The organism is Streptomyces sp. NBC_00390 (genome assembly GCF_036057275.1).
Lineage (GTDB): Bacteria > Actinomycetota > Actinomycetes > Streptomycetales > Streptomycetaceae > Streptomyces.
Genome location: NZ_CP107945.1, coordinates 3270941 through 3294859, shown reverse-complemented (window position 1 = coordinate 3294859; position 23919 = coordinate 3270941). Strand labels below are relative to the sequence as shown.

General features: G+C 70.2%; 20 protein-coding genes and 2 pseudogenes. 17 read left to right on the top strand and 5 right to left on the bottom strand.

What is annotated here, in order from left to right:
- Nucleotides 1-92: 92 nt before the first annotated feature.
- The 4 genes from OHS70_RS13965 to OHS70_RS13950 all read left to right on the top strand — a co-directional run bounded on the left by OHS70_RS13965 (nucleotide 93) and on the right by OHS70_RS13950 (nucleotide 3614).
- On the top strand, nucleotides 93-743 hold the full coding sequence (locus tag OHS70_RS13965) for a DUF4328 domain-containing protein (protein WP_328397274.1): 651 nt from the start codon (nucleotides 93-95) through the stop codon (nucleotides 741-743).
- Between the two features lie 225 nt (nucleotides 744-968).
- Complete coding sequence (locus tag OHS70_RS13960) at nucleotides 969-1529, top strand: hypothetical protein (protein WP_328397272.1); 561 nt, start codon at nucleotides 969-971, stop codon at nucleotides 1527-1529.
- 334 nt (nucleotides 1530-1863) lie between these two features.
- Entirely contained in the window at nucleotides 1864-2583 is a 720-nt protein-coding gene (locus OHS70_RS13955) for an RNA polymerase sigma factor (RefSeq protein ID WP_328405620.1), read from the top strand.
- Complete coding sequence (locus OHS70_RS13950; protein ID WP_328397270.1) at nucleotides 2583-3614, top strand: hypothetical protein; 1032 nt, start codon at nucleotides 2583-2585, stop codon at nucleotides 3612-3614. Before OHS70_RS13955 ends, OHS70_RS13950 begins: the two co-directional genes overlap by 1 nt.
- Nucleotides 3615-3840: 226 nt before the next feature.
- On the opposite strand, the gene OHS70_RS13945 is transcribed toward OHS70_RS13950, so the two are convergent.
- Nucleotides 3841-4698 carry a L,D-transpeptidase family protein gene (locus OHS70_RS13945; RefSeq protein ID WP_328397268.1) on the bottom strand — a complete coding sequence of 286 codons (858 nt, stop codon included), beginning with the start codon at nucleotides 4696-4698 and terminating at the stop codon, nucleotides 3841-3843.
- Between the two features lie 237 nt (nucleotides 4699-4935).
- Between OHS70_RS13945 and OHS70_RS13940 the strand changes: the two genes are divergently transcribed.
- Both OHS70_RS13940 and leuE read left to right on the top strand, forming a co-directional pair.
- Nucleotides 4936-6516, top strand: coding sequence for an acyl-CoA mutase large subunit family protein (locus OHS70_RS13940; RefSeq protein ID WP_328397266.1), 1581 nt, complete (start codon nucleotides 4936-4938; stop codon nucleotides 6514-6516).
- 63 nt (nucleotides 6517-6579) lie between these two features.
- On the top strand, nucleotides 6580-7236 hold the full coding sequence (gene leuE, locus OHS70_RS13935; RefSeq protein WP_328397264.1) for a leucine efflux protein LeuE: 657 nt from the start codon (nucleotides 6580-6582) through the stop codon (nucleotides 7234-7236).
- Here the strand turns inward: leuE and OHS70_RS13930 are convergent.
- Nucleotides 7223-7999 (bottom strand): annotated as a pseudogene (locus OHS70_RS13930) (FAD-dependent monooxygenase); the annotation flags it as partial. The gene leuE and the pseudogene OHS70_RS13930 sit on opposite strands and share 14 nt — an antisense overlap.
- A 38-nt stretch (nucleotides 8000-8037) precedes the next feature.
- On the opposite strand from OHS70_RS13930, the pseudogene OHS70_RS13925 reads away from it, so the two are divergent.
- Nucleotides 8038-8256: pseudogene (locus OHS70_RS13925) on the top strand (TetR/AcrR family transcriptional regulator C-terminal domain-containing protein); the annotation flags it as partial.
- Between the two features lie 319 nt (nucleotides 8257-8575).
- Here the strand turns inward: OHS70_RS13925 and OHS70_RS13920 are convergent.
- On the bottom strand, nucleotides 8576-9934 hold the full coding sequence (locus OHS70_RS13920) for a polysialyltransferase family glycosyltransferase (protein ID WP_328397262.1): 1359 nt from the start codon (nucleotides 9932-9934) through the stop codon (nucleotides 8576-8578).
- Entirely contained in the window at nucleotides 9934-10911 is a 978-nt protein-coding gene (locus OHS70_RS13915) for a glycosyltransferase family 2 protein (protein ID WP_328397260.1), read from the bottom strand. The genes OHS70_RS13920 and OHS70_RS13915 overlap by 1 nt, the downstream gene beginning before the upstream one ends.
- A 188-nt stretch (nucleotides 10912-11099) precedes the next feature.
- Between OHS70_RS13915 and OHS70_RS13910 the strand changes: the two genes are divergently transcribed.
- From OHS70_RS13910 to OHS70_RS13890, 5 genes are all read left to right on the top strand, one after another.
- Entirely contained in the window at nucleotides 11100-12413 is a 1314-nt protein-coding gene (locus OHS70_RS13910) for a DUF6716 putative glycosyltransferase (RefSeq protein WP_328397258.1), read from the top strand.
- Between the two features lie 83 nt (nucleotides 12414-12496).
- Nucleotides 12497-13777, top strand: a complete 1281-nt coding sequence (locus tag OHS70_RS13905; protein ID WP_328397256.1) for an acylneuraminate cytidylyltransferase — start codon at nucleotides 12497-12499, stop codon at nucleotides 13775-13777.
- Nucleotides 13778-13790: 13 nt separating this feature from the next.
- On the top strand, nucleotides 13791-14714 hold the full coding sequence (locus OHS70_RS13900; RefSeq protein ID WP_328397254.1) for an N-acetylneuraminate synthase family protein: 924 nt from the start codon (nucleotides 13791-13793) through the stop codon (nucleotides 14712-14714).
- Nucleotides 14715-15011: 297 nt separating this feature from the next.
- Nucleotides 15012-16073, top strand: coding sequence for a hypothetical protein (locus OHS70_RS13895; protein ID WP_328397252.1), 1062 nt, complete (start codon nucleotides 15012-15014; stop codon nucleotides 16071-16073).
- A gap of 183 nt (nucleotides 16074-16256) precedes the next feature.
- A complete protein-coding gene (locus OHS70_RS13890) occupies nucleotides 16257-17501 on the top strand; it encodes an amidohydrolase (protein ID WP_328405618.1) in 1245 nt (414 codons plus the stop codon).
- 165 nt (nucleotides 17502-17666) lie between these two features.
- Here the strand turns inward: OHS70_RS13890 and OHS70_RS13885 are convergent, their stop codons facing one another.
- Nucleotides 17667-18011 (bottom strand): hypothetical protein, encoded by a 345-nt coding sequence (locus tag OHS70_RS13885; RefSeq protein WP_328397250.1) that lies wholly within the window; start codon nucleotides 18009-18011, stop codon nucleotides 17667-17669.
- Nucleotides 18012-18286: 275 nt separating this feature from the next.
- Here OHS70_RS13885 and OHS70_RS13880 point away from each other — a divergent pair, with 275 nt between their 5' ends.
- The 5 genes from OHS70_RS13880 to OHS70_RS13860 all read left to right on the top strand — a co-directional run bounded on the left by OHS70_RS13880 (nucleotide 18287) and on the right by OHS70_RS13860 (nucleotide 23897).
- Nucleotides 18287-19327, top strand: coding sequence for a BMP family lipoprotein (locus tag OHS70_RS13880; RefSeq protein WP_328397248.1), 1041 nt, complete (start codon nucleotides 18287-18289; stop codon nucleotides 19325-19327).
- Between the two features lie 205 nt (nucleotides 19328-19532).
- A complete protein-coding gene (locus tag OHS70_RS13875; protein ID WP_328405616.1) occupies nucleotides 19533-21107 on the top strand; it encodes an ABC transporter ATP-binding protein in 1575 nt (524 codons plus the stop codon).
- Nucleotides 21104-22216 (top strand): ABC transporter permease, encoded by a 1113-nt coding sequence (locus OHS70_RS13870; protein WP_328397246.1) that lies wholly within the window; start codon nucleotides 21104-21106, stop codon nucleotides 22214-22216. Before OHS70_RS13875 ends, OHS70_RS13870 begins: the two co-directional genes overlap by 4 nt.
- Nucleotides 22213-23502, top strand: coding sequence for an ABC transporter permease (locus tag OHS70_RS13865; RefSeq protein WP_328397244.1), 1290 nt, complete (start codon nucleotides 22213-22215; stop codon nucleotides 23500-23502). The genes OHS70_RS13870 and OHS70_RS13865 overlap by 4 nt, the downstream gene beginning before the upstream one ends.
- Nucleotides 23499-23897 (top strand): cytidine deaminase, encoded by a 399-nt coding sequence (locus OHS70_RS13860; protein ID WP_328397242.1) that lies wholly within the window; start codon nucleotides 23499-23501, stop codon nucleotides 23895-23897. The genes OHS70_RS13865 and OHS70_RS13860 overlap by 4 nt, the downstream gene beginning before the upstream one ends.
- Nucleotides 23898-23919: the final 22 nt, after the last annotated feature.

Genomic DNA, 23919 nt, shown 5'->3' with positions numbered 1-23919 from the left:
GTGACGGTCTGTGCGACGGTTGTGCCGCGGCCGCGAGAAGGCCGGCCGGGCCGCCGGCCGCCCCGGCGATGCCGGGCCGGCGGTGGCTGCCGATGCTCAGATCGCCGGTGGGGCTGGGGCGCGCCGTCGTGGCGCTGCTCGGCCTCGTCATCGTCTCCGACCTCGCCGCCGTCGCCGCCTCTCTCAACGTGCGGCGGGTGGTGAACAGCTTCACGGACGGCGGATCTGCCGCGTACGCCATCGACGAGGCCGACCAGGCCGACTTGTGGATGGTGATCGCCTCCGGGTTCGAGGCGGTGGCGTTCCTGGCGACGGCTGTCGTCTTTCTCGTGTGGTTCTCACGGGTGCGCGCCAATGCGGGCGTCTTCGCGCCCGACCTGATGACCCGGAACTCCGGGTGGGCCATCGGCGGCTGGTTCGTCCCCCTCGCCAACCTGTGGATCCCGCGCAGTGTCGCCGCCGACGTGTGGAAAGCGAGCCGCCAGGACCCCTACCGGGGCAACGAGGGGCTCGTCAGCCTGTGGTGGACGGGATTCCTCGCGACCTGGCTCTTCGGCCGAGCCGCGGAGCGCCAGTACGACAAGGCCGATTCCGGGCCCGAGATCAGCACGGCAGCGGACTTTCTCGCCATCTCCTGCCTGGTGGACATCGGCGCCGCCGTGCTCGCCATCGTTTTCGTCCACAAGGTGACGCGGATGCAGCACGCCAAGGCCCTGCGCGGCCCGGAGCCGGTCGCGGTGTGAGCCCGCCCGGGGCGCGCGGACCCGCACCGCGGTCCGTCCCCTTCGCGGATGGCTCTCAACAGGGCTGCCCGCAGACCGAGTTCAGGTGCGCAGAATGTAACGGAGGTGTGCTGCAGCAGTGTGCGAAACGATCGGTCCGCCAGAAGTCTTTTGGCCAGGAAGTGACGAAAACGAGCCATCGAGCGCAGTAAGGTCAGGTACTTCGTCCGCGATGGGAGGCGTCCGATGGCGTCCAAGAACCTGACGGAACTGATCGCACAGGCGGATGAGCGGGGTCTCGCCGCCAGTGGCCTCGCCTGCCTGGACCGCTGCCTGCCCCTGCTCGGCTCCGAGGACGACACGCTGCGTCCCCTGTGGGCGGGCCTGGTGGGCGGCGAGGAGGACTGGTCGGGACGCCTGGCCGCCGCCAGACAGTCCATGGAGGACGCCGACGCGCGGGACGAATCGGCCGCGCTGGTACGGCGGATGCTGGGTGCGGCACCTTCCGAGTGGAACGCGGCGCCACTGCGTGAATGGGCCGACGACTGCTCGGTCGCGGCGCTCGAGGTCCACCGCCGCTTCGATGTCGGCAGCTGCGAGCCCGAGACGCTGGAGCGCTGCCGCAAAGGTGACGCCGAGGGGGCGGGACCGCTCGTCTCGGGCGAACTGCGACGCCAGATACAGATTCTGGAGATCCTGACGGAGCCGCAGCCCGGCACGGGCCTGCGCCAGGCGCTGGAGCTGTCGACGGAGGGCCGGCGGGTGCTGCGCGCCGCGGTCTCCCGCAGGGCACGCGTCACCGGCTGACGCGATGGGCAGGGAGCCGGCCCGGCACACAGCGAAAGGCGCACCGCCTCAGGGCGGTGCGCCTTCTCTTCTTCTCGCGTTTCTCGCAAGGACGACCGGGGCCGCCACCCCCCACAGGAGAGGCCCCGGTCGTCGTTCTTGGGAGGCGCCGTGGCGCCCCGTACTAGTCTCTGCGCCGAGCGTGCTGTTTCTGTCACACCGCGCGCTCGGTCCCAAACTTGTTGCAAGTTGTACAAGGCATGGACGTGGAGCCGTACGAGGACGTAGCGTGCTGATTCGCGCACGGTGGCGCGGCAGTGGTGACCAGCTGCACGTTCGGAAACAGGTAGAGGTAGTGCTGGGGGACGACGCGGAGCTGACCGCCGCTGTACTCGCCGCGCAGGACGGGGACGAGCATTCTTTCCGTGCTGTGTACCGCGCGGTGCATCCGCGGCTGATCGGCTATGTGCGCACTCTCGTCGGTGAGGCCGACGCGGAGGATGTTGCTTCCGAGGCCTGGCTGCAGATAGCCCGCGACCTCGACCGGTTCAGCGGTGACGCCGACCGGTTCCGGGGCTGGGCCGCCCGGATCGCCCGCAACCGTGCACTGGATCACATACGGATGCGGGGACGCCGGCCCGCCATCGGCGGTGACGAGACCGAGCTGACGGGCAAGCCCGCCGATTGCGACACCGCCGTCGAGGCCATGGAGTCGATATCCACGGACAGCACCATGGCGCTCATCGCGCAGCTGCCGCAGGACCAGGCCGAAGCGGTCGTCCTGCGGGTCGTGGTCGGCCTCGACGCGAAGAGCGCCGCCAAGACGCTGGGCAAGCGGCCCGGCGCCGTGCGTACCGCGGCCCACCGTGGACTGAAGCGGCTGGCCGAACTGCTCGGCGCGGACGCTGTGGCGGGCGCGGCCGATGCGGACGACCCCGGCCACATACCCGGGAACGCAGCCGCGGAGCCCCCGCCCGACCTCAATGGACTGCCTCCGCAGCGCCGCCACCGGCCCGCCGCCTCGGCGCCCGCCGGTGTGACGCAATCACGCCTGCGGACGCAGAAGGACATGTGATGGCCGACAAGCGGTACGAGTGGCTTGACAGGGACGCGGCGGAACGATTGTTGCGCGGTGAACCGGTCGAGGCCACCGACGAACGTGCCCGCGTTCAGGCCGCACGTCTTTCCGAGACCCTGAACAGCGCCCGGAGCGGCGCGTACTGGCACGAGGACGGAGAACTGCCCGGCGAGGCGGCGGCGATGGCCGCGTACGGCAAGGTCCGGGCCGAAGCGGCCGATGCCGCGGGCCCCGTCGGCGACAGCGTCGGCGCGGTACGCGTCGTCCGTCGTGGCAGCCCGTCCAAGGCCGCGCGCACCGCCCGCCCCGTACGGTTCGGTATCGCCGCGGCGGTCGCCGGGTGCGCTCTCGGAGGCGTGGCGGTCGCCGCGGGCGCCGGCGTGCTGCCCGCACCCTTCGGCGGACACGGCAATCCTCTGCCCGCGTCGTCGGTCTCCGCGGCCGCGACGCCCAGACCGCTCGTCTCGGAACCACCCACCGGCCAGGGGCCCGCCACCCCTGCGCAACCACCGGGCGGCATCACCACGTCGCCGGCGCCGACCCCGGCCGACGGGGGGAGCCCGGCGCCGGGCCAGGAGGCCACACGCACCCCGGACGGGCAGCCGTCCGACGAGGGGCGGGAGCAGCTCGGCAAGGACCACGACGGCACGGGCGGCGAGCTGTACCGCAGGTCCGTCAAGGCCTGCGAGGACTACCGCAGCGGCCGAATCGACTGGGAGCGCAAGCGTCGTCTGGAAGACGCCGCCAAGGGTGCCGAGCGCGTGGAGCGTTTCTGCGACAGGCTGCTCGGCGGCGACAGCGACGGCACCGACTCAGGCGACGTCACGGGCGGCGACGACCGGGACTCCGGCAGCGGCGATTCGAACGGATCGGACTCCGACGACAGGGACTCCGACCAGGCGTTTGTCGGTGGCTCTGCCGCCGACCCGCTCGCAGCGGCCGTCTCCCGGTCGTCCCGCGAGAACGCCTCCGTGGCTGTACCGAGCCTGCCGACGGCCCCGCTCGCGCCGCTGTGGCGCCTGGTCTGACCTGCGATTTTCTTCGCTGCGCCGTCAGGTGTGACGTTTTTTGAGACTACGGCGCAGTAGAGAGTGAGCCGACTGGTCATCGGCGGCGCCTGAGCCGGGGTTCCCCCCGTACCTACGGCTCGGTGCAAATGGCGCGGGCGGGACACGTTCCCCCGGTCCCGCCCGCGCCCCTGATCCTGGACCGCATTCCCGGTCCGTCACCAGCGGGTCCTTCCCATTCGGTGCGTCACCAGTAGATGACGACCCTGTCGCCCGTCCGCACCTGGTCGAAGAGCGCGGCGACCTTCCCCTTGTCCCTGACATTGACGCAGCCGTGCGACGCGCCGTTGTAGCCGCGCGCCGCGAAGTCGGACGAGTAGTGCACCGCCTGGCCACCGCTGAAGAACATCGCGTACGGCATGGGGGTGTGGTACAGCGTCGAGACATGGTCCCGGGACTTCCAGCCCACGTTGAACTGCCCCTCGCGGGTCGGCGTGTACTGCGAGCCGAAGCGCACGTCCATCGTCGAGAGCACCTTGCCGTCGACCATCCAGGACAGGGTGCGGGTGGTCTTGCTGATGCACAGCACCCGGCCCGTCATACAGCGCGGGTCCGGCTTCGCCTTCGGCTTCTCGACCGTCGTGCCGTCGAGCTCGGCACGCGTCGGCTTCGTGGTCATGCCGAGAAGCTTCTGCCAGGTCACGGTGTCCGTGGTGCCGGTGGTGGGCAGACCGCGCTTGCCCTGGAAGCCCTTGACGGCGCTGGTGGTGACCGGCCCGTAGGAACCGGTCGGCTTGTCGTCGAACCAGCCGATCTGCGCCAGCCGTGCCTGCAGCTCCTTCACCTGGTCGCCCTTCGCGCCCGGTGCCATCACGGTCTCGGGCGCCGGCGTCGATGCGGACGCGCTCGGCGACGGCGACTGCGTGCTCTCGTCCGGCTCGGACGCCGACGGCGTCGGCTTCTTCGACGTGGGCGCTGTGCTCGGTTTGTCGTCGCCGCCCGACGGGCCGGTCGCGGCCTGCGCGGAGCAGCCGGCCACCGTGGCCGTCACGGCCAGTGCGGCCGCCGCGGCGAGTGTTCTGAGCGCAACGTTCTTCCTGAGCATGGTCGTCCCCCTGAAAGGCATGTGTGCCTGATGAGACTGGTTCCCTGCGGGCCCGGTTGCGTAATCGCGCGCATCATGGGGGTAACAGTTGGGAGACGGCGCCGACACGGACCGGGCGGCAGGGACACGGCTGTGAGCAGGCTCCCAGCAAGGGGCTCTCCACTGGCCACATGCCCGTCGCTGCAGTCCGTCGCGACGTTTGTCACGGCAAGCAGCTCCAGCGGGAGGCACAGTCACATGACGCGCGAGTCCGAATCGGGACTGCCGATCGAGCCGGTCTACGGGCCCGAGACCCTGGAGGACTGGGATCCGGCCCAGAAGCTGGGCGAGCCCGGTGCGTACCCCTTCACGCGCGGTGTCTACCCGTCGATGTACACCGGCCGCCCCTGGACCATGCGGCAGTACGCGGGCTTCGGCACCGCCGTCGAGTCCAACGCCCGCTACAAGCAGCTGATCGCCAACGGCACCATGGGCCTGTCCGTCGCCTTCGACCTGCCCACCCAGATGGGACACGACTCCGACGCCCCGATCGCGCACGGCGAGGTCGGCAAGGTGGGCGTGGCGATCGACTCGATCGACGACATGCGGGTGCTGTTCGGCGGAATCCCGCTGGACAAGGTGTCCACGTCGATGACGATCAACGCCCCGGCGGCCCTGCTTCTGCTGCTCTACCAGCTGGTCGGGGAGGAGCAGGGCGTCCCGGCGGACCGGCTGACCGGCACGATCCAGAACGATGTCCTCAAGGAGTACATCGCCCGCGGTACGTACATCTTCCCGCCCAAGCCCTCGCTGCGGCTGATCGCCGACATCTTCAAGTACTGCAAGGCCGAGATCCCGAAGTGGAACACGATCTCGATCTCCGGCTACCACATGGCCGAGGCGGGCGCCTCGCCCGCGCAGGAGATCGCCTTCACCCTCGCCGACGGTGTCGAGTACGTCCGCACGGCCCTGGCGGCCGGTATGGACGTCGACGACTTCGCACCGCGACTGTCCTTCTTCTTCGTCGCCCGCACCACGATCCTCGAGGAGGTCGCCAAGTTCCGGGCCGCCCGCCGGATCTGGGCCAGGGTGATGAAGGAGGAGTTCGGCGCCAGGAACCCCAAGTCGCTGATGCTGCGCTTCCACACCCAGACGGCCGGGGTGCAGCTGACCGCACAGCAGCCCGAGGTGAACCTCGTCCGCGTCGCCGTCCAGGGCCTCGCGGCCGTCCTCGGCGGCACCCAGTCCCTGCACACCAACTCCTTCGACGAGGCGATCGCGCTGCCGACCGACAAGTCGGCCCGCCTCGCGCTGCGCACCCAGCAGGTCCTGGCGTACGAGACCGATGTGACGGCCACCGTCGACCCGTTCGCCGGTTCGTACGTCGTCGAGAAGATGACCGACGACGTCGAGGCGGCGGCGCTCGCGCTGATGGAGCGGGTCGAGGACCTCGGCGGCGCGGTCGACGCCATCGAGCGCGGCTTCCAGAAGAACGAGATCGAGCGCAGCGCGTACCGCATCGCCCAGGAGACCGACAGCGGCGAGCGGGTCGTCGTCGGCGTCAACCGCTTCACCCTGGACGCCGAGGAGCCGTACCAGCCGCTGCGGGTCGACCCCGCGATCGAGGCGCAGCAGGCCGAGCGCCTCGCCAAGCTGCGCGCGGAGCGCGACCAGGCGGCCGTCGACGCGGCGCTCGCCGCGCTGAGGAAGGCGGCCGGGGGGACGGACAACGTCCTTTATCCGATGAAGGACGCCCTCAAGGCCCGTGCCACCGTCGGCGAGGTGTGTAACGCGCTGCGCGAGGTGTGGGGGACGTACGTCCCGAGTGACGTGTTCTGATCAGGTTTCCGCCATCCGGAACGCATGGGCGGAGTGTCGTACTCGTGTGCGACACTCCGCTTCATGCTGGGTGTCACCGATCTGCCGACCTATCTCGCAGGGCTCGTTCTGATCATTCTCCTTCCGGGGCCGAACTCGCTGTACGTGCTCTCGGTCGCCGCGCGGCGGGGCGTGCGCACGGGGTACCGGGCGGCCGCAGGTGTGTGGTGCGGTGACACCGTTCTGATGGTGCTGTCCGCGGCGGGCGTCGCCTCGCTGCTGCAGGCCAACGACCTGCTCTTCGGGATCGTGAAGTTCGCCGGCGCCGGCTATCTGACCTGGCTGGCGGTCGGGATGCTGCGGGCCGCCTGGTCGATGTGGCGCACCCGCCGCGAGCTGACGGCCGAGCCGGCGGGGGCCTCCGAAACCGCGGCGGACGGCGAACGCCCGTTCCGCCGGGCCTTTGTGATCAGCCTCTTCAACCCGAAGGCGATCCTCTTCTTCATCGCCTTCTTCGTGCAGTTCGTCGACCCCGGGTACGCCTACCCGGCGCTGTCCTTCGTCGTGCTCGGTGGGCTCGCTCAGGTCGCGAGCGTGCTGTACCTGACCCTGCTGATATTCACCGGCACTCATCTCGCGGCCGCCTTCCGCCGCCGCAAGCGCCTGTCGGCGGGGGCCACATCGGCGGCCGGTGCGCTGTTCCTCGGCTTCGCCGTGAAGCTCTCGCTCAGCAGCGCGTGACGCGTCCGAGGTAGGTGACAAGGCCGGTCGCGTCCGCACCGGCCCACCCGATGCAGCCGTCGGGCCGGATCAGGAACAGGCCCTTGCCGTACGGCTCGTACGCGTCGATCCGGTGGATGTGCACCTGCGCCCCGTCCAGGGGCGGCAGTTCGGCGTCGGTGTCCACCGCGAGCAGCGTGAAGTGCGGGCCGCGCAGGAGGTCGAAGAGCCGTCCGCCGCCCGGCAGCGGCCCGTCAGGCGCGCGGTCGCCCGCCTCCAGAGCCCCAGCTCCGCCGCATGACAGCGGACCGCCGCGGTATCCGAGGCCCAACTGCCGGGTCTCCTTGCCGCGCTCCTGTTCGCCGCGGTGGATGCGGGTCGACAGGCCCAGCATCTGCTCGGCGACGGGCAGCCGCTCCTGTTCGTAGGTGTCGAGCAGGGACTCCGGAGCGCGGTGCCGCAGCACCCGGCCGAGCTTCCAGCCGAGGTTGTACGCGTCCTGGACACTGGTGTTGAGGCCCTGGCCGCCGGCGGGGGAGTGAATGTGGGCGGCGTCTCCGGCCAGGAAGACGCGCCCCTCGCGGAAGCGGCCGGCCATGGCCGCGCGCGGCCTGAAGTCCGAGGACCAGCGCACCTCGGTGACGTCCGCGGCCGCGAGATGGGTGCGGGCCGCGACCAGGCCGCGTACGCCGTCGGGCGAGGTGTCCCGGGAGCCCTCGGTGAACCGGGCGACGAGCTGGAAGTCGGCGGTGCCGGGCAGCGGGCAGATCGCGACGAAGCCCCCGCCCCGCCGCCGAAGAGGCCTGGCTCACCGCGTACAGCTACACGATCGGCTACGTCATCGAGGAGCAGGCGATGGGTCCGGACCCGGCGCAGGGCGGCCCCGGCTACGACCTGGCCGCGCGAGCGGAACGGCTGACGGACTACCCGCTGGCTGCGGAAGCGGGGTTCGAACTGTTCGCCCACCACGACGAGGGCTTCGAGACGGGACTGGCGGCGGTGGTGGCGGGCGTGGGGGCGGTGCTGGGGCCGTCGGCGTGAAGGTTCCCCGGCCGCGTGTCCGGACCAGGTCGTGTCCGCCCCGCCGGCGTGAAGGTTCCCGGGCCGCGATGTCCGGGCCGGTGCCCTTCCGAGCCCGCCGCCGTGAAGGTTCCCGGGCCGCGATGTCCGGACCGGGTGCCGTTCTGAGCCCCGCCGGCGATTGAGGCCGGGGTTCGGGGCAGAGCCCCGACGGGTGCGTGCGGCACCGGCGGAGCGCGGGGTTCGGGGCGGAGCCCGGAAACGGAAAAGGGCGGGGCGGGGAACAGACCCCGACCCCGCCCGGTGCCGGAAGCCGGAGCCCCCGGAAGCGGTCCGGCCCTCAGCCCAGCGCCGCGCGCTTCAGGCGGCGTGCCCTGCGCACCACGCGGCGGACCGCCGCATTGCGCGGGACCGGGAGGCCGCCCGGCAGGCCCAGCACCGTCAGCCGGCGGCGCTTGAAGTAGCGCCACACGCCCGAGTCCCCGCCACTGCTGAGAAAACGCTCCGCCGCAGGCCGCAGATCCGCCCGCAGCTGCGGCTGCATCGCGAAGCCCACCGCGCTGAGCAGCCCCGTGAGCCGCTCGCCCGCCTCCGCCGGTGTACCCGCGGCGCCCGCCGCCAGGTCCGGCAGCAGCGCGTCGACGATCGTCAGCGGCACCCTGTTGCTGTTCTGGTAGGGCGTGAGCCGGTCCAGCAGCGGCTCCGTGCCGATCCGGGCGACCGGAATGCCGTAGAAGGTGCTCGCTGTGAACAGCGCGGTCGAGAAGCAGCCTGCCACCAGGGCCGGACGCAGCTGCCGGTAGAGCACCTCGGCCAGCAACGGCCGGTCCAGCACGGTCAGTTCGATGTCCAGCGCCGCCGCCTCGCGCTCCAGCGTGCGCGTCCAGGAGGCCGGAGCGGTCGGGTGCGGCTTGAAGACGATCCGGCGGTGGCCGAGGGCGGCCGCGCCCTTGACCATACGGACGTGGAGCGTCTCTTCCTCCTCGGGCGTGATGATGCCGAGAGCTGCGAGGTACTGGCCGAGCAGCAGGGCCGGCCCTTCGCCGGCACCTGTGGCACCTGTGGCACCCGTGGCAGCCGCGACGGCCCCGTCCGTCGCGTCCTGCACGGCGTCGGAGAGCTCGTCGATGACCTTGACGAAGGCCTCGGCAGGGATGATCTGCGGCTGTGCCCCGAACTCCGCGAGCAGCAGCGGCTGCAGACCCGGCACCAGATCGAGATGGAACAGCCTGCGCACCCGCTCCCCGACCAGTGGGTCGATCTTGCTGCGGGTGGGGCCGTAGCTCATCAGCCCGTCCGCGTACACGTCGAGCGCCGCCTCGGGGAAGAGCTGGGCGATCGCCAGGGCGGGGTTGACCTGGATGGACTCGACCGCAAGCTCGATCCGGTCGTCGCCGAGGTCCCACAGCTGCCGCAGATACCGCTCCCACAGCGGGATGTCGTCACCGCGCGGCGCCCAACCGCCGGGGTGGAAGGGCGCGATGGTCTCGTTCCAGGAGAGCACGCCGTCGAAGCGGTCGCGCAGCGCCCGGAAACCGGGCATCTTGTCGAGGGAGAGCGTGGTCTCGGGCGTCGTCGCGTTGTTGGCGACCAGCAGCAGCCGCCGGTCCGCGGGTCCGAAGCAGCCGCTGTCGATCGCGGCGGCCAGCGTGGCCGCCCCGTAGAGCGAAGAGGCGTAGAAGATCTGGGTGGTACGCATCAGGCCGCGGCCTCCACGGAGACGGGGCGGCGGCGCACCCGGCGCAGTCTGGACGCCCGCTCGATGTCCATCGAGTCGAGTGCGTCCTTGAGGATGTCCTGCGGCATACGCTTCAGAGCGGCCGCGCTCATTGAACGCAGTTTCCTTGCCACAGCAGGCTCGAACCTCTCGATCGATCCCAGGTGGTGGGAGATGACGGCACAGTATGTACGTACGGCCTTTGGAAGCAGCCGGTCGGCATCCGCGTCTTTCGCCGTTTCTTCGAGCACCTGGTCGAATGCCTTGATGAAATCGAGCTGCCGGATGTCGCCGATCTGCGTGAGCGACGAGGCGACCCCGCGCCGGTAGAAGATGCTCAGCTGACTGATCGCGGCGAATGATTCCGCCTCGCGGTGCAGCCGCCAGATCCAGGGCCGGTCCTCGGCGGTGCGCAGCCCGTGAGTGAAGTGCAGCAGACCTCGGTCCAGCAGCCGGCGGTGGTACATCCCGGCCCAGGCGAAGGGATAGTCGACGCCGGTGGAGCGGTCGGCGGGCAGGATCGCGTCGCGCGGCCGCAGCACCTCACCGCGCCGGCCGACCGGTACCCGGTGCACCTTGCGCTCGCGGGCCGTGCACTGCACATGGTCCGTGCGCACGAAGTCGACGCCGAGATCCTCCATGGCGCCGAGCAGCTGCGCGAAGTGCCCGGGCGCGAGCCAGTCGTCGCCGTCGAGGAACGTCAGGTATTCACCGCGGGCGGCATCCAGGCCGGTGTTGCGCGCGGTGGCCAGCCCGCCGTTCTGTTCATGTCTGATCAGGACGGCACCCGGTACCTCGCGTTCCGCGCGCTCGAGGATCTCCGGTGTGCCGTCCGTCGAGAAGTCGTCGACAAGAAGGAACTCGAAGTCCTCGCGGGCGTTCGCCTGCAGGCTCTTGAGGGTGTCCGGGGCGTATGTCTGCACGTTGAAGAACGGCACGATGACGGAGAGCTTGACCACCCGCGTGAGGCTAGGTTGCCCACCCGGCATTCGCATTGACCGCTGGAAGGATGACAGGTGAACGCAGGGCGTCGACTTTGTTAACCCGCCCGTTCCCCGGCCCATTACCCCGTCCGTAGATGTTCTGTTAACCCGCTGTTGCAGTTGAGTTGGGCCGTGAAACGAAATGCCTTCCTAACGTCCTCGACGTGCCAACAAGTACCAGCGAGGCCGTACGGGTTGCCGTACTCGCCGACTCCGACACCCGGTGGAAATGGGGTGCGCTCACCGCGCGCCGTATCGCACCGAGCACCTCCATAGAGCTGAGCGGCTTTCTGCTGCGCGGCCGGGCCACTCCCACGGCCCGCCAGCTCGCGGAGGTGGGGGTAAGTGCCGACGAACTGCGCGAGGTGACGGGGAACGAGTTCCTGCGCACGATGAAGGACGAGCCGTACGACGTGGTCGTGCTCGCCCTCGTCGGCGGCGGCGTACAGGCCATGCTGCACGGACTGGCCGCCCTCGCCCTGTCCCGCCGGCCCGTGATCGTCACCGGCTATGTCGGCGTCGTGTACGAGAAGCTCGCAGACGGCCTGCTGCTGCGCCACGGCGCGGACGTCGTCCTCGCCAACTCCCGGCACGACGCTGACCGCTTCCGCGCCGTGTACGAAGGGGTCGGCGCCGACGCATCGGCGGTCACCGAGGCCGCGCTGCCGTTCCTCGGCGGTGCGCCGTACGAGCCGAAGGACGACCGCGACACCGTCGTGTTCGCCGCTCAGCCGTCCGTGCCCGCCTCCCGAGCCGACCGCGCCCATCTGCTGCGCCGGCTCGTCGAGCACGCCAGACTCCACCCGAAGCGCGAGGTGCTGCTCAAGCTCCGCTCCAAGCCGGGCGAGCACACCACCCACATCGAGGAGCTCCCCTACCAGAAGCTCGCCGAGAAGCTGCGCGGCGGACTGCCGCCGAACTTCTCCCTGGTCTACGGGCACATGAGCGACGTCCTCGACCGCACCGACCTGCTGGTGACCGTTTCCTCGACCGCCGCCCTCGAGTCCCTGCACCGGCGCATCCCCACCGCGATCCTCACCGATCTCGGTGTGCGTGAGGCGCTCGGCAACCACCACTTCCTCGGCTCGGGCCTGATGGCCTCATGGGACCAGCTCGACGGCGGACACCGGCCCGCGCCGGACGCCGAATGGCTGTCCCGGCAGGGCGTCGCCGCCGACGGCTCGTACGACGGTGCGTTCGACGAGGCCCGCAAGCGGGTCGCACGACTGCTGCTCGTGCCCGGCCTGCCGCCGCTCGCCCCGTACTACACCCCCGCCACCGCCCCCGGATATCTGCCGGGCATCCTCGCCCGCCACCACCTCGCCCCCGACGGCACACCGCTGCCGGGTACCGCGAAGTCCGAGGTCAGCGGCGTACGGCGGGTGATGCGCGACGCGGTCAGGGAGGCGGCGCGCGGGGCGTACCGCCACGGCGTGCAGCGCGTCGCACCCGTCATCCGCCGGATGGGCCAGCTGTGATCCCCGCCCCCAAGAACCCCGGCCCGGCGGCCGCCCGCACGGACGGCGCCCGAGCCCCGCACGCCCCGTACTCAGGAGCACCGATGACCGTACTCGCCGTGATCCCCGCCCGTGGCGGGTCCAAGGGCGTCCCGGCCAAGAACCTCGCCCCCGTGGGCGGTGTGCCGCTCGTGGCGCGAGCCGTCCACGCCTGCCTCGACGCGCCGCTGGTCACGCATGTCGTGGTCTCCACCGACGACGAGGACATCGCGGCAGCCGCGCGCAGCGCGGGCGCCGAAGTGGTGCTGCGCCCGGCAGCCATCGCCGGGGACACCGCCACCAGCGAGTCCGCCGTGCTGCATGCCATGGACGCCCACGAGGCGATGCACGGCGCACCCGTCGACGTGGTGCTGCTCGTGCAGTGCACCAGCCCCTTCGTGTCCCGCGAGGACGTCGACGGCGTCGCCCGCGCGGTCGTAGAGGACGGCGCGGACAGCGCGGTCACCGTCGCGCCCTTCCACGGCTTCGTCTGGCGTGAGAGCGACACCAGCGCCGCCGCGGCCGGTGAGAGCGCGCAGCGCGCGGCCGGTTCCACCGCCGTGCTCGTCGACACCGCCACCACGGCCGGCTCCGGATACGGCGTCAACCACGACTCGTCCTTCCGGCCGCGCCGCCAGGACCGCCCGCAGGACTTCCTCGAGACCGGCGCCGCCTACGCCATGGCCGCGGCCGGGTTCCGCGAGGCGGGCCACCGCTTCTTCGGCCGCACCGCGCTGGTACGGACCGACCCCGCACGTGTCCTGGAGGTCGACGACCCGCACGACCTGGCCCGTGCCCGGGCGCTCGCACCGCTGCTCGACGAGCGCGCGCTGCCCACCCGCGAGGACATCGACGCCGTCGTGCTCGACTTCGACGGCACCCAGACCGACGACCGGGTGCTCATCGACGCCGACGGCCGCGAGATCGTCTCCGTCCACCGCGGTGACGGCCTCGGCGTGGCCCATCTGCGCAAGGCCGGACTGGAACTGCTGATCCTGTCCACCGAGCAGAACCCGGTCGTCGCCGCCCGGGCGCGCAAGCTCAAGGTCCCCGTCCTGCACGGCATCGACCGCAAGGACCTCGCCCTCGCGCAGTGGTGCGAGGAGCACGGGATCGCCCCCGGGCGCGTGCTCTACGTCGGCAACGACGTCAACGACCTGCCGTGCTTCCACCTCGTCGGATGGCCCGTGGCCGTGGCGAGTGCGCACGACTCCGTAAGGGCCGCCGCGCGTGCAGTCACTGCCACGCCCGGTGGAGAGGGGGCGATCCGGGAGATCGCCGCCTGGCTCCTCGGCCCGACGCTCAACCACACCCCTGAAACCACCCCCCTGTCCTCCGAGAAGTAAGGAACCACCCCCCATGAGCAACTTCCGTCTGCGCGCCCTCGGCACCAAGACCGCCGGCCCCGGCCACCCCGTCTACGTCGTCGGCGAGATCGGCATCAACCACAACGGCGAACTGGAGAACGCGTTCAAGCTGATCGACGCCGCCGCCGAGGCCGGCTGCGACGCCGTCAAGTTCCAGAAGCGCACCCCCGAGATCTGCACCCCGCGTGACCAGTGGGACATCGAGCGCGACACCCCCTGGGGCCGGATGACGTACATCGACTACCGTCACCGCGTCGAGTTCGGCGAGGACGAGTACCGCGCCATCGACGAGCACTGCAAGGAGCGCGGCATCGACTGGTTCGCCTCCCCGTGGGACACCGAGGCCGTCGCCTTCCTGGAGAAGTTCGACGTCCCCGCCCACAAGGTGGCCTCCGCCTCCCTCACCGACGACGAGCTGCTGCGCGCCCTGCGCGCCACCGGCAAGACGGTGATCCTCTCCACCGGCATGTCGACCCCGAAGCAGATCCGCCACGCCGTCGAGGTCCTGGGCAGCGACAACATCCTGCTCTGCCACGCCACCTCCACCTACCCGGCGAAGGCCGAGGAGCTCAACCTGCGTGTGATCAACACGCTGCAGGGCGAGTACCCGAACGTCCCGATCGGCTACTCCGGCCACGAGACGGGTCTGCAGACCACGCTGGCCGCGGTCGCACTCGGCGCCACCTTCGTGGAGCGCCACATCACCCTCGACCGCGCGATGTGGGGCTCCGACCAGGCCGCCTCGGTCGAGCCGGGCGGCCTCACGCGCCTGGTCCGCGACATCCGCACCATCGAGACCGCGCTCGGTGACGGCGTCAAGAAGGTCTACGACTCCGAGCTCGCCCCGATGAAGAAGCTGCGCCGCGTCGCAGGCGTGGTCGCCGAGGCGGGCGACCGTGAGCCGGCCGCGGTCTGACGACCGGGCTGACCTGAGAAGGCCGGCCCGTGGTCGCCGCCGCACCCAGCTGCACACGCCTGCTGGTGTGGCCGGCCCGGCCCGGTCTGCACCGGCCCCGTGGAAACTGCCCAGCTGCACACGCCTGCTGGTGTGGCCGGCCCCGGACCGGTCTGCACCGACCCCGTGGAAACCCACCACGGCAGTAACCACCAACGCCCCCGGCGTGGCCGGCCCGGACCTGGTTGCGCACGCCCCCCGGCGTGGCCGGCCCGGACCGGGCTGCACGCGGGACCTGCGTCACGAGGTGAGCCCCCAGTGAACCTGGCCTTTGTCGAGAGTCCGGTCCAGCTCCTGAACGTCCTGGAGTGGGCCCACACGCAGGCAGGTACTGCACAGCCCGGTGATCACACCGGTCACGGCCGGACGAGCGATCTCACGATCGTCGTCCTGTCACCCACCGACCCCATGTCGCGGGGTCAGCTGCGCCGGATGGCGGAGCTGGCCCGCGACGAGGGGTACACGGTCCGCTGGCAGGAGGCGCGCGGCGGCGCGGGTGCGCCGCTGCGGACGGTGCGCGAGCTGGGGCCGGTGCTCCGCCGTGCCCGGCGCATCGTCATCGGGGACCCGTTCTCCCGGTACGTACAGCTGCTGCTGACCCTGGTCGGCGGCAAGGACCTGACCGTCGTCGACGACGGCACGGCGACCATGGAGTTCGTCGCCCAGGTCGCCCGCGGCGAGCGGCTGGTGCGCTGGCACCGGCGCGGCGGCCGCCGGGGGCCGCGCGAGATGGTGCTGGCGCCGGTCACCTTCCTGGCGCGGCGCAAGCTCAGCCCGACGCGGACCCGGACGGTCGAGGTGTTCACCTCGATGCCGCTCGACCCGCCGGCGGGCATCAGGGTCACGGTGAACGACTTCGCCTGGACCCGGGCACGCTTCGGCCCGCCGACGGTCACCCGGGGCGCCGACCTGGTCGGTACGTCCCTGGTGGAGACGGGCGTGGTCGATCTGGAGCAGTACCTGGCCGCCGTGGCCACGCTGGCGCGCACGCACGGCGCGACGCGCTACTTCGCGCACCGCAGGGAGAGCTCGGACAAACTCCACCGGCTCGCCGTGCAGACGGGTCTGGAGGTCGTACGCCCGGACCTGCCGCTGGAGCTGATCGCCCGGCGTGGCCCGATAGGCCGGAAGGTGCTCAGTTTCCCCTCGACCGTCGTTCACACGCTGCCCCTGGCACTGGCCGGCACCGGCATCAAGGTGGCGGTGTGCGACATCGCGCCCGAGTGGCTGAGGGACAACGCCTCGCCCCGCGCCCAGGGCTTCCTGGCCGGCGTCACGGGCACGGCCCGTGACGTGCAGCGGCTGCCGTCACCGGCTTGAAGTTGCCGGGCACGGGCGGAGGCGGAAAGATCGACTCAAGGGGAAGTTGAGTGAGCTTACCCACTTCGGCGGTCGGCCAATCGCCGCGTAGCCAGATTTCTGTCCCCTATGAGGCTGATGTTTTGTTGATCGCACGGTAGTTGGCCCGTCAGGGGGCATACCCTTCACTGGGTGAACCAGTTGATGTCCCGCGAGTCCGAAGAAGCTGAACAGCCCGGCGCAGGCGCACTGCCCGGCACGCTGTCCGAGTCCCTGCGTGCCGAACTGATCGCGTTCCGCCGGGACTTGCACATGCACCCGGAGCTGGGGAACCAGGAGTTCCGTACCACCGCGGCGATCAAGGACCGTCTGGAGAAGGCCGGCCTGAAGCCCCGCGTACTCTCCATCGGCACCGGGCTGATCTGCGACATCGGAACCGGCGGTGAGGACGGCGAGAGCGCTCCGCGCCCGCTGTTCGCGATTCGCGCCGACATCGACGCACTGCCCATCCCCGACGCGAAGACCGGGGTTCCCTATCGCTCCACGGTGCCCGACCGGGCCCACGCCTGCGGCCACGACGTGCACACCACGACGGTCCTCGGTGCAGGCCTGGTCCTCGCCGAGCTCGACCGGCAGGGCCTGCTCCCGCAGCCGGTCCGGCTGATCTTCCAGCCGGCCGAGGAAGTGCTGCCGGGCGGTGCGGCCGATGTCATCGGGGAGGGTGTGCTCGACGGCGTCAGCAAGATCATCGCGGTGCACTGCGACCCCCGGGTGGACGCGGGCTCCGTCGGACTGCGCGTGGGGCCCATCACCTCGGCCTGCGACCGGCTCGAAATCACCCTCGACGGACCCGGCGGCCACACCGCCCGCCCGCATCTGACCACCGACCTGGTGACCGCGGCGGCGAAGATCGTCACCGAGGTCCCCGCGCTGCTGTCGCGCCGCGTCGACGCCCGCTCCGGACTCGCCGTCACCTGGGGCCGTATCGAGGCAGGCCACGCCTGCAACGTCATCCCGCAGCACGCGGAGCTCTCCGGCACCGTGCGCTGCCTGGACCTGCCAGGCTGGCGGGCCGCCCCCGACATGGTGCACGCGGCCATCGACGAGATCGCCACCCTGCACCGGGCCAAGTCCCAGATCAACTACATCCGCGGCGTCCCGCCGGTGGTCAACGACCCGGTCGTCACCGAACTGCTGCGTGACGCGCAGATCGCACGCCGCGGAGTGTTCGCGATCGAGGACACCGAGCAGAGCCTGGGCGGTGAGGACTTCTCGTGGTACCTGGAGCATGTTCCGGGCGCGATGGCCCGCCTCGGTGTCCACCCGCCCGGTGACAGCGTCCGGCGTGATCTGCACCGCGGCGACTTCGACGTCGACGAGGAGGCGATCACGGTCGGTGTGGAGCTGTTCACCGCCGCGGCACTGCTCGACGCCGGGCGCACCCTCTGAATCATGCGCTCCCGGGCGGACCGCGCCCGCGGACCCGTCGGGCTCGCGGGTGCAGGCGTCACCACTCTCGCGAACAGATGCCACAAGGGGCGGTCCACCGTCCGGTGGACCGCCGCCCCTCCCATCAGCTCATCGTCACGGAGTGCTCTGCGCGGGCGCAGGCACTCATCGAACGATCTTGATCGTCGGGCTCACCGCGTAGCCGCTGGAACCGCAGTTGAGGACGGAAGCCTTCTCGGTCGCCCTCGGGGTGCCCTGCCCCTTGCGGTAACCGATGTCGCCCCCGTGCGGACCCGTCACCCCGCGGGTGCCCGCACACTTCGCGAACACCTGCCACTGGCCGGTTCCACTGCTGCACCAGCCGATGGCCTTGCCGCCGTTATCGACGTAGGCGCTGCAGCCCGTCGGGTCGCCGATCGCGGCGGACGCCGGCGCGGCGCCTGCCAGCGCCCCGCCGATGGCCAGTCCGAGAGTGGCAACGAGAGCAGCGGTCCTGGTCGTGAGACGCACTTTTCCCCCTGTGTAATTGTTGGTCGGTCAGTCCGTTCGACTCGTTGCCTGGATTTGATCTTGAAGCAATGTGAGGTGGCTCACCGCCGACAAGGCCCGGATCGCATGCCGCCGGGTTCCGCTCAGTGGTGCAACGGTCGCTGTCAGGTGAGCGAACGCCTCGATCCGATAACGACTGATGAACCTGTCTTTAACTGACATCTACGCGCGTTACGATCGGCCCGAAATCAGCGCCGGAAGTGGCGCTTTCGGCCAGTCCTGAAGGGACCTTCCTCGTGCGCCGGGTATCCAAGATCACCGCCGCGTGTGCTGTCACCGCGGCCCTTGCTCTCACCGCGACCGCCTGCGGCGAGTCCTCCACCGAGTCGACCGGCTCGAGTGAGGGCAAGCTGAAGATCGGCATGGCCTTCGACGTCGGCGGCCGTGGCGACAACTCCTTCAACGACTCTGCGGCCCGCGGGCTGGACAAGGCCAAGGCCGAGTTCGACGCTGAGACCAAGGAGCTCACCGCCAAGAACGGCGAGACCCCCGCCGACCGCGAGCAGCGTCTCGCCTCGCTCGCCGAGGGTGGCTACAACCCCGTCATCGGTGTCGGCTTCGCCTACAAGGACGCGATCGACTCTGTCGCGGCCAAGTACCCGAAGACCACGTTCGGCCTGGTCGACTCCGTCTCGGAGCAGAAGAACGTCGACTCGATCGTCTTCACCGAGGAGCAGGGTTCCTACCTCGCCGGTGTCGCCGCCGCCCTCAAGTCCAAGGACGGCAAGATCGGCTTCATCGGAGGTGTCGACCTTCCGCTGATCAAGAAGTTCGCCGCGGGCTTCGAGCAGGGTGTCAAGGAGACCGACCCGAAGGCCTCCGTGCAGATCCAGTACCTCACCACCGGTACGGACCTCTCCGGCTTCGGCGCACCCGACAAGGGCAAGGCTGCCGCGAAGGGCATGCTCGACAAGGGCATCGACGTGATCTACGCCGCCGCGGGCGGCTCCGGTGCCGGCTCCATCGAGGCCGTCGCCGCCAAGCCGGGCGCCTGGTCGATCGGCGTGGACTCGGACCAGGCCAAGGACCCGGCCCTGTCGAAGTACGCCGAGACGATCCTGACCTCCGTCGTCAAGAACGTCGACACCGGTGTCTACGACCTGGCCAAGTCCGTCAAGGACGGCAAGCCGCTGACCGGCACGCACGCCTACTCGCTCGCTGAGGACGGCGTCAGCCTCACCACCACCGGTGGCCACATCGAGGACATCCAGGCCAAGATCGACGAGGCCAAGAAGAAGATCGTGGACGGCACCATCAAGGTGAAGACCACCACCTGATCGATCGTGTGATCGGGGCCCGGCGAGAGGCTTCGGCTGTCTCTCCGGGCCCCGACGCACGCGGCCCCGTGTTCCGCCCCTGGCCGGTAATCGGGGCCGGCCCCGATTACTTGTCGACGCTACGCGCGTAGCGTCCCTGTTCACGCGGTATTTTTCGCGCCATCCACCGCCTTCGCTCCCCCGCTCCTGCCAAGGAGAGTGCGCCATCAAAGCGTCCAGCAGTCCCCATGCCGTAGAGCTCCGCGGCATCACCAAGCGATTCCCGGGAGTCGTGGCCAACCACGACATCGACATCACCGTGCGCCGCGGCACCGTCCACGCCCTCGTGGGCGAGAACGGCGCCGGCAAGTCCACTCTGATGAAGATCCTTTACGGCATGCAGAAGCCGGACGAGGGCACGATCGCGGTGGACGGCGAGCAGGTCTCGTTCCACGACCCCGGCGACGCCATCGCCCGCGGGATCGGCATGGTGCACCAGCACTTCATGCTCGCGGACTACCTCACCGTCCTCGAGAACGTCGTCCTCGGCTCCGAGAAGCTGTACGGCATCGGCGACAAGGCCCGCGCCAAGATCAAGGAGATCTCGGACGCGTACGGCCTCGGCGTCCGCCCCGACGCCTTCGTCGAGGACCTCGGTGTCGCCGACCGCCAGCGCGTCGAGATCCTCAAGGTCCTCTACCGCGGCGCCCGTACCCTCATTCTCGACGAGCCGACCGCCGTGCTCGTCCCGCAGGAGGTCGACGCACTCTTCGACAACCTGCGCGAGCTCAAGGCCGAGGGCCTGACCGTCATCTTCATCTCCCACAAGCTGGGCGAGGTCCTGACGGTCGCCGACGAGATCACCGTCATCCGGCGCGGTACGACGGTCGGCAGCGCCGACCCGAGGACCGTCACCACCAAGCAGCTCGCCGAGCTGATGGTCGGCGCCGAGCTGCCCTCGCCGGAGACCCGCGAGTCGACCGTCACCGATGTGCCCATGCTCCAGGTCGAGGACCTGCGGCTCACCGCGACCGACCCCGACGGTGTCGTCCGCGCGGTGCTCGACGGCATCACCTTCACCATCCACAAGGGTGAGGTGCTGGGTATCGCCGGTGTCGAGGGCAACGGCCAGTCCGAGCTCGTCGAGGCGATCATGGGCATGCGCCACCTGGACACAGGCACGGTGAAGCTGGACACCACCGACATCTCGCAGTCGCCGACCCGCAAGCGGCGCGAGGACGGCATGGCCGTCATCCCGGAGGACCGCCACCGGCACGGACTGCTGCTGGAAGCCCCGCTGTGGGAGAACCGCATCCTCGGTCACGTCACCGAGAAGCCCAACAGCAAGGGCGCGTTCCTCGACCTCAAGGCGGCCCGCGCCGACACCGAACGGATCGTGCGCGAGTACGACGTCCGCACCCCCGGTATCGAGGTCACCGCGGCCTCCCTCTCCGGCGGCAACCAGCAGAAGCTGATCGTCGGCCGCGAGATGAGCCACAACCCCAAGCTGCTGATCGCCGCGCACCCGACCCGGGGCGTGGACGTCGGCGCGCAGGCGCAGATCTGGGACCAGATCCGCGAGGCGCGTCACGAGGGTCTTGCGGTTCTGCTCATCTCCGCCGACCTGGACGAGCTCATCGGGCTCTCCGACACCCTGCGGGTGATGTACCGCGGCCGGCTGGTCGCGGACGCCGACCCTGCGGCGATCACCCCCGAGGAGCTGGGCTCGGCCATGACCGGCGCGGCGACCGGCCACCTCGAGCACCCTGATGACAGCGCCCCGGAGGACGAGGCCCGATGAAGAAGTTCGACAAGGAGCGAGTGCTCCTCGGGCTGGCGGCTCCGCTGCTCGCGATCGCGGCCGCGTTCCTGGTCTCGGCTCTGGTGCTGGCGGCCACCGGCAAGGAGCCGTTCAGCGCCTTCGGCATCATGTTCGACTACGGCGTGAAGTCGGACAGCCAGGTCTACATCCTCAACAAGGCGACGACGTACTACCTGGCGGGTCTCGCGGTGGCCATCGGCTTCCGGATGAACCTGTTCAACATCGGCGTCGACGGCCAGTACCGGCTCGCCGCCTTCTTCGCCGCCGCCGTCGGTGGCGCACTGGCCCTGCCCGGTGTCCTGCAGATCCCGCTGATCATCATCACCGCGATGATCGTCGGCGCCATGTGGGCGGGCATCGCCGGTGTCCTCAAGGTCACCCGGGGTGTCAGTGAGGTCGTCTCGACGATCATGCTCAACATGATCGCGACCGCCATCATCGGTTACCTGCTTCAGCCCGGCCGCCTCGGTCACCTGGACGAGGCCGGTACGAAGGTCTCGACGACGCCGCTTCCCGAGTCCTCCCACTTCTTCGACTTCCCGACGACCCCGGAGCCGATCTGGGGCTTCGTCGTCATCGCGATCGTGGCGGGCGTGGGGTACTGGTTCACGCTCTCCCGCACCCGTTTCGGCTTCGACCTGCGCACCGTCGGCCAGTCCGGCTCCGCCGCCGAGGCGAGCGGTGTGAACGTCAAGAAGATGGTCGTCACGTCCATGCTGATCTCCGGCGCCATGGCCGGCCTGATCGGTATGCCGACGCTGCTGAACGAGTCGTACGAGTACAGCGGCGACTTCCCGATCGGTATCGGCTTCACCGGTATCGCCATCGCCCTGCTCGGCCGCAACCACCCGATCGGCATCGCCCTCGGCGCGATCCTCTGGGGCTTCCTGGAGCGCGGCTCCCAGAAGCTCGAGTTCGAGGGATACGACAAGGAGATCGTCGGCGTCATGCAGGGCGTCATCGTGCTCTGTGTCGTCATCGCATACGAAGTGGTGCGCCGCTACGGCCTCAAGCGCCAGCAGCGGCAGGTCGGCGAGAAGCTCGCCGCCCAGGCCCGTAACTCCGACAACCAGGAGGTGTCGGCGTGACCGCCACGGCGACTTCCACCCCGCCGCCCGCGGCCCCCAAGGTCTCCGGCGGCAAGGGCGGCCGCACCCGCCTCTCCTTCCCGGTGATCCTGCTGATCATCGCGGGCGCGCTCGTCGCGCTGTCCGCCGTGCGCGCCATCACCGGCGCGGAGGACCTCACCTCGGCGGGCCAGATCAACGCGGCGCTCTCGATGGCCGTGCCGATCGGTCTGGCCGGTCTTGGCGGTCTGTGGGCCGAGCGGGCCGGTGTGGTCAACATCGGTCTCGAAGGAATGATGATCCTCGGCACCTTCTTCGGTGCCTGGGCCGGGTGGCAGACCAGCCCCTGGCTCGGTGTGCTCGCCGGTGTACTCGGCGGCATGGCCGGTGGTCTGCTGCACGCGGTGGCCACCGTCACCTTCGGTGTCGACCACATCATCTCCGGTATCGCGATCAACATCCTGGCCGTCGGATTCACGACGTACTTCGCCAAGCTCTGGTTCAACACCGGTGAGGCGGCTGCCGCCGGCGGCAGCCCCAAGCAGTCCCCGCCGGCCGAGGAGATCACCTCGGTGACCGTTCCGGGACTCTCCGACTGGCTCGTCTCGATCGAGAAACACGACTGGTTCTTCGTTTCGGACCTCGCGGGCATCCTCGGCGGCCTGGTCACCAACCTCTCGCTGCTCACGATCGTGGCGGTCGCGCTGTTCTTCGGCACCTTCCTGGTGCTGTGGAAGACCTCGTTCGGTCTGCGGCTGCGCTCCTGCGGCGAGAACCCGATCGCGTCGGAGTCGCTGGGCGTCAACGTCTACAAGTACAAGTACATCGCGGTGATCGTCTCCGGTGGCATGGCCGGGCTCGGTGGCGCCTTCCTGTCCCTGGTCACCTCGCACATCTACAACGAGGGCCAGACCGGCGGACGCGGCTACATCGGCCTGGCCGCGATGATCTTCGGTAACTGGCGGCCCGGTGGACTCGCGATGGGCGCAGGCCTGTTCGGCTTCTCCGATGCCCTGCAGCTGCGTGCGGGCGGTCAGTCCGTCCACGCGCTCCTGTTGCTGCTGGCCGTGGTGCTGGTCGCGCTCGGCGTGTGGAAGGTGTACCGCAAGCGGTATCCGACGGCCGCGATCAGCCTGGTCGTCGCCGCCGGCGTGTTCGCCTGGTACCTCCTTACGGACACGGTGCCCACCGAGTTCGTGAGCGCTACGCCGTACGTCGTCACCCTGCTGGTCCTCTCGCTCAGCGCGCAGCGGCTGCGGATGCCCAAGGCCGACGGCATGCGGTACCGCAAGGGCCAGGGCAAGTGACGACCGCACCGGAGGTCGACTGGGAGGCCCTGCGCGACGCGGCTCGGGACGCGATGTCCCACGCGTACGCCCCGTACTCGGGCTTCCCGGTCGGTGTCGCCGCCCTGGTGGACGACGGCCGCACCGTCGTCGGCTGCAATGTGGAGAACGCGAGTTACGGTCTCGGCCTGTGCGCCGAGTGCGGGCTCGTCTCCCACCTCCAGGCCACCGGCGGCGGCCGGCTGACCCACTTCGTCTGTGTGGACGGCGAGGGCAAGGCCCTGGTCCCGTGCGGCCGCTGCCGCCAGCTGCTGTACGAGTTCGGCGGGCCGGAACTGCTGCTGGAGACGCCGGAGGGCATCGTGCCGCTCTCGGCGATGCTCCCGCAGGCCTTCGGGCCCGGCCACCTCAGGTAGTGCACGGACGGCCCTTCCGCGG